The sequence below is a fragment of the Arthrobacter sp. B1I2 genome (assembly GCF_030816485.1).
Lineage (GTDB): Bacteria > Actinomycetota > Actinomycetes > Actinomycetales > Micrococcaceae > Arthrobacter.
This window is the reverse complement of sequence record NZ_JAUSYC010000003.1, coordinates 1-9,464: the sequence shown is the minus strand read 5'-3', so window position 1 is coordinate 9,464 and position 9,464 is coordinate 1. Positions and strand designations below refer to the sequence as shown.

10 protein-coding genes and 1 pseudogene are annotated in these 9,464 nt (G+C 61.0%); all 11 read right to left on the bottom strand.

The features are described from left to right. Positions 1-143 precede the first annotated feature (143 nt). Complete coding sequence (locus tag QFZ57_RS21320) at positions 144-368, bottom strand: hypothetical protein (RefSeq protein ID WP_306901925.1); 225 nt, start codon at positions 366-368, stop codon at positions 144-146. A 21-nt stretch (positions 369-389) separates the two neighbouring features. Then, positions 390-1,409 carry a hypothetical protein gene (locus QFZ57_RS21315; RefSeq protein WP_306901924.1) on the bottom strand — a complete coding sequence of 340 codons (1,020 nt, stop codon included), beginning with the start codon at positions 1,407-1,409 and terminating at the stop codon, positions 390-392. Then, on the bottom strand, positions 1,409-1,651 hold the full coding sequence (locus QFZ57_RS21310; protein WP_306901923.1) for a hypothetical protein: 243 nt from the start codon (positions 1,649-1,651) through the stop codon (positions 1,409-1,411). The genes QFZ57_RS21315 and QFZ57_RS21310 overlap by 1 nt, the downstream gene beginning before the upstream one ends. Continuing rightward, positions 1,648-1,902 (bottom strand): hypothetical protein, encoded by a 255-nt coding sequence (locus QFZ57_RS21305; protein ID WP_306901922.1) that lies wholly within the window; start codon positions 1,900-1,902, stop codon positions 1,648-1,650. The genes QFZ57_RS21310 and QFZ57_RS21305 overlap by 4 nt, the downstream gene beginning before the upstream one ends. Positions 1,903-2,002: 100 nt before the next feature. After that, positions 2,003-4,264: a hypothetical protein gene (locus QFZ57_RS21300; protein WP_306901920.1), complete on the bottom strand. Its 2,262-nt coding sequence runs from the start codon at positions 4,262-4,264 to the stop codon at positions 2,003-2,005. 106 nt (positions 4,265-4,370) lie between these two features. Next, positions 4,371-4,514, bottom strand: coding sequence for a hypothetical protein (locus tag QFZ57_RS21295; RefSeq protein WP_306901919.1), 144 nt, complete (start codon positions 4,512-4,514; stop codon positions 4,371-4,373). A gap of 785 nt (positions 4,515-5,299) precedes the next feature. Beyond that, the gene (locus tag QFZ57_RS21290) at positions 5,300-5,635 is read right to left on the bottom strand and encodes a hypothetical protein (protein WP_306901918.1); all 336 of its coding nucleotides are present in this window, start codon (positions 5,633-5,635) and stop codon (positions 5,300-5,302) included. Between the two features lie 459 nt (positions 5,636-6,094). After that, complete coding sequence (locus QFZ57_RS21285) at positions 6,095-6,718, bottom strand: hypothetical protein (protein WP_306901917.1); 624 nt, start codon at positions 6,716-6,718, stop codon at positions 6,095-6,097. Between the two features lie 484 nt (positions 6,719-7,202). After that, positions 7,203-7,805, bottom strand: a complete 603-nt coding sequence (locus QFZ57_RS21280) for a hypothetical protein (RefSeq protein WP_306901915.1) — start codon at positions 7,803-7,805, stop codon at positions 7,203-7,205. Between the two features lie 222 nt (positions 7,806-8,027). After that, complete coding sequence (locus QFZ57_RS21275) at positions 8,028-8,258, bottom strand: hypothetical protein (protein ID WP_306901914.1); 231 nt, start codon at positions 8,256-8,258, stop codon at positions 8,028-8,030. A 38-nt stretch (positions 8,259-8,296) separates the two neighbouring features. Further along, positions 8,297-9,464, bottom strand: a pseudogene (locus QFZ57_RS21270) (hypothetical protein); the annotation flags it as partial.

Below are 9,464 nucleotides of genomic sequence, written 5' to 3'. Positions count from 1 at the left end.
GAACGCCGGGCGTGGTTATCGACGGATGAAGCAGAGGCGGGTATCGTTGTCAATGCAAACAGCTACTTTCCTAAGAGCGAAAAATCCCGGCGAAGGATTCAGGGAAGTTGTGGAGGGAACCGGACGGCAAATCCGGTTCCCTCCTATTTTTTGCCCTGCCAGTCCCGGACGGTTTTCCGGGTGACAGCGGCGAGCTTACTGGCTTCATTCTCACTCATTCCCGCCTTAATGCTGGCCAGGACAACGGTCTTGAGCTTGTTTTTCGTGTTCACCATGCGCCGGAGCGCGGTGTTGTACTCGGTAGAGATACGGTCAATTTCGCCGCGATAGTCCGCGAGCGGGTCCGGGGTTGCTGGGGTTTCTGCCATGTTTAGAACTATACACACTGGTTAGCATTCGTGGGAGTCATCCACGACAATGCCGTCCTCTGTGACTTCCAGGGCGGGACCGGCAGCGGCCGCAGCCGCACGGCGAGCAGCGCCGCGCAGCTCAGCAGGGGATTCGCATTTGCACTGGGGCCGACGACGTGTACCGCCACAGTGATCGCAGCGGCCGGAGTCAGTGACCTGTCCGAGTTTCTCCACATAACCGTGAGTGTCATAGATCCGTTCAGCCTCGGAACCAGGACGCCAGAAAAGCGAACGGACCTCGGGCCGGAGCTTGCCCTTTTTGGCTGTCGTCCATTCATCGAAAACCGTTGCATCAAATGTCCTCGCGTACATGGCCCGGCGTGCCCCCCAGAGACGGCCGGACGGGTGGGAATGAGCGCCCTCGATAGGGCAGATTTCGTAGACCAATGACTCAGCATCGACCGAAAGCCGCTCGATATCGTGCGGGCCGTCAAATTCGATGCCGTCCTTATGCGGAACCGGCAGGAAACCCTGTGTCAGGGTGACGCCCTGGGATACCTCGCGGAGAACCTTGGAGGCACGGGACCAGGACGGCGCCGTCCACCGGCAGACGACCTCGCGGCGGCGAAGCTCCTGCAGCGAGGCCTTGACCCCCATCGGAATATCGTCCCCGGTGGTGGATGCCACCGCGCCGCCCACTTCATCCAGAATCAAGTCCACATGCTCGGCACTGATGATCTGCGAGTAATCCGTGAGCGGAACATACAGCGGGTGGGGTGCCCCTGACGGAGTGATAAAAGGCATGGTCGAGAGGACGCGGCGGGTGCCGTGGGTCCGGCCCTCGTGCGTGTGAAGGTGATCGATGTTGTTACAGCTCCAATGGATGCCTTTCAGCGTCGGGATGCTGTCGTGAGCTGCGAGCATGGACTTGCCCGCACCGTTGGCCCCGATATAGCCCATGATCGGCATGGCCCGGCGTTTCCGGCGGGCGATATCTTCCGTGGCCAGCAGGGGATTCAAACGGTTATAGACGCCCGCCAGGGCGGAACCAATGTTCATTACAGCAACCCTTCTTTCGAGGAACGTTGACGGCCCATAAGCGAGCCCTCAGAAAATGAGCCCGCGCCAGCTCGGCCGCGGGCGAAGAAGAACCACAGCGCCACCAGGGCAATAATCAACAGGCAAACGATGGCGACAATCGGGGGGAAGAACGAAAGGACGATCAGAAAAACCGTGGCGAGAAAGAGGATGGCGACAAGGGAAATGGGCAGCAGCACCCAGAACAGCGCACGGCCTTTCATGCCTTGGTCTGCCCGCCGCGAAGGATGCCCACGAGAACCCAGACGATCAGGGACGTTCCCACCAGGGGACCGCCGAGGGCGAAGAAACCGACGAACAGACCGAACATTTCATTGAGCGGGACGAAGTAGTTCATGGCCGTAATCCACGACAAATCAATGGTGGAAGTGGGCGCACCCTCGGTGGCCGGGAACAGGGTAAGCATCCATTCGATGAGCCCGAACCACCAATCAAGGATTCTGTCTGTCACCACGTCGCCGCCCCCGTCCGCCCGGTCCGGTCCTCGGCCACGCTGGCGCGTGTCCTGCGGTTCCTCCCGCACGGAGCGGGGGACTTGCGAGCATGGGTGGCCATTACTTACCTCCTGATGATGGGGTAACACGCAGAATCGGGATTGCCGCGTACCACAGGGACCGCATAAGCGGCCAGATCATCGCGGCGGACAACAGCCCGAACATGGGAGTCCGGGAGGCAACAATCGCGGCAGTGAAGGACGAATCGCAAACGACGTTCTTTTCCATGACGCCGGGAATCTTGACCGACCAGTCAGGACAGCCGGAGCCGCCGGGACCAATCATGACGGGGTGGAACCAGCTAAACGGCGGGTGAGTGGTGGCCATTGTCTGGATGGTGGTCATACGGGCCTTAAGATCGGTTTTCGGCTCGAAGGATTCCCGGATGGCGCACACGGCAGGGTTTTTTACCCAGTCCACCGGATTCCACGACCACACGGGCGAAACGCATCCATCGACCGGGCTGGAGCCGGACCCGGGGAAACCGCCAGTGCCGGTGCCAGTACCGGTACCGGTGCCAGTACCGGTGCCAGTACCGGTGCCGGGAGTGGTGCCAGGGACCGGGTTGGGGTTCGTGGGGTTCCACGGTTCAGGGTTGGAGGCTACCGGGTTGCCGTAAGCATCGATGCCAACCCATGTACCGGAGTTGGGATCAAGGACAACCCCGGACTCTGTTTTGTAGCCGTTGGAGAGAACGTTGCAGTCCGACGTGGGAACAACGTAGGAGCCCCACTTGCACTGGACCCGGGAAGGGGTCACCGCGTTAGTCTGGGGCCACGTCTGGCAGACCGCCGTGGTGGCGGTGCAGGGATTCCCGTCAACGTAGACAGCCAGGGCGCAACCGTTGTTTTTGCAGTCCGGGTACTTTGCGAGCTCGGCAGGAACCGAGGCCCCGGAATCAAGGGTTGTGGGAGGCTGGACGCCGGTTTGTGCCTTGATATCGTGCTTGACCAAGAACGAGCCAGGGGGGCAGTCCGGGGAAACCACCGCAGCGGTTTTCTGGATCGCCTTGGAGAAGCTGTACTGCACCCCGTTCGAGGCCTCACAGGTCCAGTTCGTCGTGATCTTCGTGTCTTCGATCGTGTCCATAGTGGGATCAGGGTTGATCCATTCAGCTTTTTTCACCGCACCGTAAACCGAGGGAGAACCGTCATAGCTCGTCTGGGTCTGTTCATTGATTACCCGGGCGCGGAGCAGGGTTTTACCCGGGGCGCAGACCGGGGAGACACTGACGAGTTCCCCGTTGACGAGGGAAAATTCCTGATTGTTCGAGGGCTGCCGCTTGCCGCCGAGGTTCAGGGAACCGTAAGCGGTGGTTTTACCGTAGCTGCTGTCAGAGGCTTTGGGATCAACCCCGAGACATTCAATAACCACCTGTCCGCCACCGGAGTTCTGATAGGTAGCGGCTTTGGGAGCCGAACACGCGGCATCAAAATAAATCTGGGAAACGTTGCCGTCAGCGGGGCGGGGGATCACGTTGGTTGTCTTGGGGTAGAGCGTCAGCTTGCGCGTATCGGGATCGTATTTGAACGCGGTTTCGGTGTAGCAGCCCTTGGGTTTGAGTTCGTAATGCCCGTCAGGATCAGGACCACCGGAACGCTGCCCGGTGAGCATCCCCCACAGATCATCGAAGAGGCCCATAACGTCGGTGCGGAACCACTTTTGAACGTCGGTTTCACCTTGGGAGCCCTTGGCGCCAATCGAGTTGCAGGACTGGGCGCCGGTGAGGTTCCCGCAGGAGCCAATGAGGAAAATCTTGGAAATGTCCCCGGAGCTGCAGGAGTAGTTGACCTTATCGAAGCAGGAGGCCGCGACACCCTGCGCCAGGGCGATTTCCTGCGCGTTGGCCGGCGGGAGCGAGGTTCCGCCGATGCCGAGGCCGGTCATGCCCAGCATCCTGCCAAGGCCAAATTTCGTGGCGGTGGCAACGTACGTGGACGGGGCGCGGACCAGAGTTTTGCCGGGTTCAATGATTTTGCCGGTCAGGGGAACGTCGGAGGCGGCGACCGGCGGCGCAGCGGCACGCGCTTTGTACTGGTCGAGGTAGTACGAGGGACCGGTGGAACCGCCGGTCGTGGCCGGGTTGATATTGCCGTTGACGTTGACCGTCGAGCCGTAACCGGTGTACCGGAGTTCGTTGGGAACCCACGTCCGTTTTACGTAGTCGTAAGAGTAGTTGTGCTTTTCCACGGACGGGATTTTGTTGAGCTTGGAATAGTCGTCCCATGCGTCAGCGTGGGCCGGATTGACCGCGAGCAGCAGTGCCATGCACATCGCCAGGGCGATGGTAGCGAAGCTGCGCACTCCGAGTTTTGCGAGCATGGGAGGAACTTTCCTGTTGGCGAAGGATTAAACAGAAGTGACCGGCCTAGAAGAGGTTTCCCGACTCCCGAGAAGCCCCGCTAGGCCGGTCACTAATCGCAAGATGCTAGATCTTGCCGAGAACGCGCTTGCCGATGTTCCATGCCACGAAGGCGATGGCCACACCGAACACAACGGGCATGTTCGTGGTGATAACACCGGTTGCGGCGTCTACTGCGCCAGAGATGGCGGTTGCAACAGCTGCTTCCATTTTCGGTTCCTCCTCTCAGGGAAGTCGAAGGGACTTGAGGGGCTTATGCCCGCCAAGAGTTGAAGATGGCCACGAGCGCCCCCAGGGCGAGCCCAAAGCCGATGGCCATACCGTATGCGGTGCCGAGTTCGGCCGGAGTGGCCCACGTCATCGAGAGCCGCCGATCATCCGGAGGAGCGCGAATCCGAGGAGTGGAACAGCCATGAAGCCGATGAAACCGGCGATGGCCGAGACGACCGGGACTAGTAATCCTTCCGCCGTCATGGTCTACGCATCTGGGACATAAGAAGCGCGGCCACGAGGCAGAGCAGAAGCACTAGGCCCGTTGTAAGCCCTCCGAACTGGTCCCCGTCGAGGGTCACGGTCTGCGGCCCGGTGGGCTGGGCGGTGACCGTCTGGGTCACGGTGACTGTCGGGGCGGGGGTCGAGCTGGGGGACGGTTCCGCCGTCGCTGTGGGCGAGGGCGAAGGCGACGGGGCCGGAGTTACGACGGTGGCCAAGGAGGCCATCGAGTGCCGCCCATGCCCAAGCCACGTATCCAACGAGGGCGAAACCGAGAAGGAGAGCGATCCAGACATTCATCACCGCCCCCCGCCGAGAAGGAGAGCCAGGACGATGGAAAGAGCGGCGATGTAGTGGATCCCGAGAAGTATTCCCAAATGGAAAGTGAATCTTGTGTCGGACGCTGTGTTTTGGGTGTGAGTAGACATACTATGAAGTCCAGCCCTTTCAGTGGTGAAGCACTGATTTGGTCAGGCCCCGGCTGGTAACCGGGGCCGCTTTATTTAAGCTGCGGAAGCTTCATCCAGGGCGGCGTCGGCCGGGTACTGGGCAACGACGCGGGCCTGCGGATCGCCACGGAAAACAGAGATTTCGACGAGGAAGTCAACGGGGGCGCCCTTGGCTAGACGCACTTCCCCGAGCCCCTCAAACTGGCCGCGTACATCGCGGCGCGGAAGCTGTACAGCGGTAACGTCCTGATCCCCCACAAGGACGTTAACGGTTTCGATCACCCACTCTTCACCGGCGCGAGGGTGGCCGGATTTGAAGAATCCGGTCCTAGCGGGAGGAGTGGAAATGACGCTACCGCTGACGCGGGCGAGCAAATTATTTGCCATCATGGCCCCTTTGTTATCTGGTGAAGCAGAATCACTAGGTTGGTTGTCTAGTGCTAACAAGAAAAGCATAACCGGTGGCTTTAATGAATCGATAGTGTGACTTAATCAAGATTTGCGCAGTTTTTCCCAAGGTTCCCATCCGTAACAGCGGTTGCCACGAGTCACAGACCCGCCCTGCCGGAGCCGAGTGGAAAAGCTATTCGTAAGTTACCTAGCGGGGGCCTCCGGCCCCCGTGTTTCCGGGAATTTCCCCATGGGCTGAAGCAGTGAGCTGGCGGACCCGCCAGGGGCGATGAAACGAGTTCTTTTCAGCAGGGACGACACACACCTACCGGGCGGGCCAGGGCGAGTGCCTAGACGCACGGAAGCCCCCAGTGGGCTTGTAAGGCACATGGGGGCTTCCGTGTGGGGTTCTGGCGGGGATTACCACAGCCGGGGGCGGTGAGCTGCCGCCCGGGGGCGCTAGCGCGGTTGCTGGGCCGCTGCGCGGTCAGCCAGGGCGCGGCGGGCCTCTGCAAGGGTGGTGACGCCGAGGTCTTTCTTGGCCTGTCGGAACCGGTCAGGGCGGGCCTTCCTGTCGTTGATAGCGGCCTCGATCCAAGCGTCCTGAGCGGTGCAGCCGTAGGAAAGGTGGAACAGCAGTTCAGCGGAGCGGGTGGAGCCGCCGCAGCGGCCGCAATCAATGTTCTGCGGATCGTCCGATTGACCCCAATCTTCCGGGCCAAGTTCCACGGGTCCGGCCGGAGTCTGCACCACGGCCCACGGGTCGCCCGTGTCCGGCTCGGGAGCGGCTGCCAGCTCGCGGGTCTCGCGGAGGCTGGAAAAGCCCGCGTCATAGGCAGCATTCCAGTCGTCGGCGAACTGTCGGAGCCAGCGGTACTTATCGAGCAGGGTTTCCGGCACCTCTCCGCCCTCCAGGACGCGATTGGCGATGACGCGGGCGTAAGTGTCGGTGTAGTCCCGGCAGAGTTCGATAGCGGCGTGGCTGAACGGGTCGAGCGGGGTGGGGATCATCGGGAGCCGGACAGGCTCGCCGTCGAAGATGAAAAGGCGGGTCCAGGGCGAAGGTTCACGAGTGGTTGTCATGTATACCACTATACAACCGCTGGGGGTGGTTAACAAGAGCGCTAGCGCGGTTGGTTGGCGGGGGTGGTAGGCGCTCCGGCCGGGGGTCCTTTCACCGGGACCAGGGCAGAGCCTCCCGGCATTTCCGGGGGCAGCGGCGTGGCGTCCCGGCACAGCAGGAAAGCCAGCCTCACACGGGGCGAGACTGGCTTTTTCCTTGGTTCGATGAAGAGCTAAAAGGGGAATCTAGGTATTTTTTTCAGGAGCGGAGAAGACAAAACAGAGTGCTTACCAGCGTCTAAGCGGCGCCGGAAGCCCCGAAGCTCAGAAGAGTTCTAGCTGAGCCGGACCCGAGGTCTGAGCCGAAAAATATTCTTCTTCTTCGGGGGATAGTGGAGGTTCCCCATCGGGGATATCTTCACTACCCGCAGGAGTAGGTTTTGCGGCTTGAAGTGCAGCCAGCCGGTGCCAGTTGGCTTGACCGAAGGGCCACGAAAACCGCGCATCAGGCAACGCCGAGGACATCGAAAATATCGGTCTGGACGGCCCCAGGGCGGGACCACTGCGCTGCCATCGCTGCAGCGATTCCGGGAAAGGTCTCTGACCGTTCTTTCCACCGGGTTTCGGAGGGCGAAAGGTTGTAGAGCCGTTGTTCCCTGCCCTCAACAACGTCGGTAGGGACGAGCTGGGGAAGGTTTTTCAGCCAAAGGCACGTCGCTTTTTGTTCGCCGTGACCGAACTGCCACGGGTGGATAAGCTGATCGGCCGGCCGAATCCGTGAGCTGATGATCGACCGGGGGTTCTCTACGGCGATCCGGGGAATCGGAGCGTTGAGCAGAAGCCGGACGAACGCCAGGGAAGCATCGACCCGCCCATCAGCGATCTTCTTTTTCATATGAGCATTGCCCGAAGTAGCCAGATCGGTGCAAGGCGGGTGGGCGACCATCAAATCCCAGCCCGGAGTGTAAAGAAGATCCCGAACATCACCCTGATAATGGGGGCCGGGGCTGTCGGTCGGGAGCAGATCGCAGGAAATCGCATCATGGCCCAGGGCGATAAAAGCATCCCGGACCCGGCCGGAGTACTCACAAGCAACGAGAATCTTCACTTTGAAGCCCTCCATTCCTTGATCGAGTCCCACAGTTTCGAACCGGCGATGGCAAACGCTACGACCCAGAGCGCCGCCAGGAAGGGATCGGGACTCACAACGCACCCCCGATAAAGGACACTGCCTGACCCACAAAGTGCATGAAGCTGGCCCCGAGGATTACGAAGGTGCCCACGATCATGGCCCACAGGAGCAAGATCCCCAGAGCCGTAAGCCGGGCGTTCACAGCACGGCCCGCAGCGTCGGGGTGAGCGAGCGGAACAGATTGTCGTACTTGGTGGAGAAATCCACGTAGTGGGCCAAGGCAGCAGCGGCGGCGTCCTCGCGGCCAGCGACCGAAGCGGCAGCGTAGGACACTGCCGCCGAAGTCACGAGGTCATCAAGGACGCTCAGCTCCTGACGGACGGAAGGAAGGGTGAAGGCCGGTGAACCTTCGACTGGTGAAGCAGTCATTTTCTTACTCCTTTTCTAACTGGTTGGTATGTATACCACTATACAGCGAGAGGTGGCCCGCTGTATAGAGGGGTACAGGTTTTCCATTGCCCCAATTTTTGATCGAGCCAGTTCCACGCCAGGAGAAGAGTGGCGTCCTCTTCGATCAGGTCAAGCAGCTCGGGAACGACGGGGAAAATCGCGTCGTATTGATCCTGCCGAAGGGTCAGGACGACCTCGCCGTCCAGCTCTTTATCGGCCAGCTCCTGATCGGATTCTTCGGCCCCAAGTGCCAGCTCGGCCCGCAGCCAGGGGGACCACGTAAGTTGGCGCTTGCCGTGGGAGGCTTTTTCCCATGCCCACCACAGATCGAGGTCGTCAGCGTCGCCGGACTCAACAAGATCGGACAGAATCTGGAAGGGGGTCCGGTTGCCGAATTTCTTGGAGGCAATTTTGTTGACGGACCCGGCAGCTTCCCAGCCGACCTTTGCAGCGTTGGCGTTGCCGTAGACACTCTTGGCGAAGTACTCGGAAATGCGGTCCTGATCCCCGGGGCCAAGAAGCCGCACATCGACACCGTGACGGAGCGAGGGCGAGCCGAAACCGGCGTCGGTGAGCGCCGGAAGCCAGCGGCCAAAAATACGGTCTCCCAGGGCGAGAGCTTCGGAACCGACAATGTCGCCGCGAACGAAAAGAAGCGCGTGAATGTGGACGTGCCACCCATTTTTGCCGTGGGTTACTTCCACGACCCGGGCGAAGCCGATCCTTTTTTCTGTGACAGTTTCCCCGGCCCGCTTGCCGGTCTTGACGAGCCGGGAGACGGTGGTGCCGTAGGCGGCTTGGTCATCCTTCCACGCCCGGCCGGAGGTTACTTTGTTCCAGCCAGCGGAAACACCGTTCTCCCAAAGGTCATCCAGGGCGTGGTGTTTCTTGTGCCGCATGGTCAGGGTCAGGAAGATGATCCGGTTTCCGCGCTTGTGCCAAGCCTGTACGGCGTCGGCGATTTCCGCAGCGCGTGAGGAGGCGATCTTGTGCGAGCAGACGGGACAGGCCCACGTCGAGCCGCAGCGCTTCACCTGAGAGACGCCAGCTCGCCGGTTTTCCCCGGTACCGGAGGCCTTGAAGGCAACGGAACCGCTGACCGAATCCCGGCCGCAGTAACGGACCCGCCGCAGCGAGGACTCGTATCCGAGGAAGCGGCGGGCGTTCCAGCGGGTGGACCGGCGG

Bases quoted from the DNA above. Each gene is read 5' to 3' on its own strand.
- QFZ57_RS21320 (WP_306901925.1), bottom strand. From the start codon at position 368: ATGGCAGAAACCCCAGCAACCCCGGACCCGCTCGCGGACTATCGCGGC.
- QFZ57_RS21315 (WP_306901924.1), bottom strand. From the start codon at position 1,409: ATGAACATTGGTTCCGCCCTGGCGGGCGTCTATAACCGTTTGAATCCC.
- QFZ57_RS21310 (WP_306901923.1), bottom strand. From the start codon at position 1,651: ATGAAAGGCCGTGCGCTGTTCTGGGTGCTGCTGCCCATTTCCCTTGTC.
- QFZ57_RS21300 (WP_306901920.1), bottom strand. From the start codon at position 4,264: ATGCTCGCAAAACTCGGAGTGCGCAGCTTCGCTACCATCGCCCTGGCG.
- QFZ57_RS21295 (WP_306901919.1), bottom strand. From the start codon at position 4,514: ATGGAAGCAGCTGTTGCAACCGCCATCTCTGGCGCAGTAGACGCCGCA.
- QFZ57_RS21290 (WP_306901918.1), bottom strand. From the start codon at position 5,635: ATGATGGCAAATAATTTGCTCGCCCGCGTCAGCGGTAGCGTCATTTCC.
- QFZ57_RS21285 (WP_306901917.1), bottom strand. From the start codon at position 6,718: ATGACAACCACTCGTGAACCTTCGCCCTGGACCCGCCTTTTCATCTTC.
- QFZ57_RS21275 (WP_306901914.1), bottom strand. From the start codon at position 8,258: ATGACTGCTTCACCAGTCGAAGGTTCACCGGCCTTCACCCTTCCTTCC.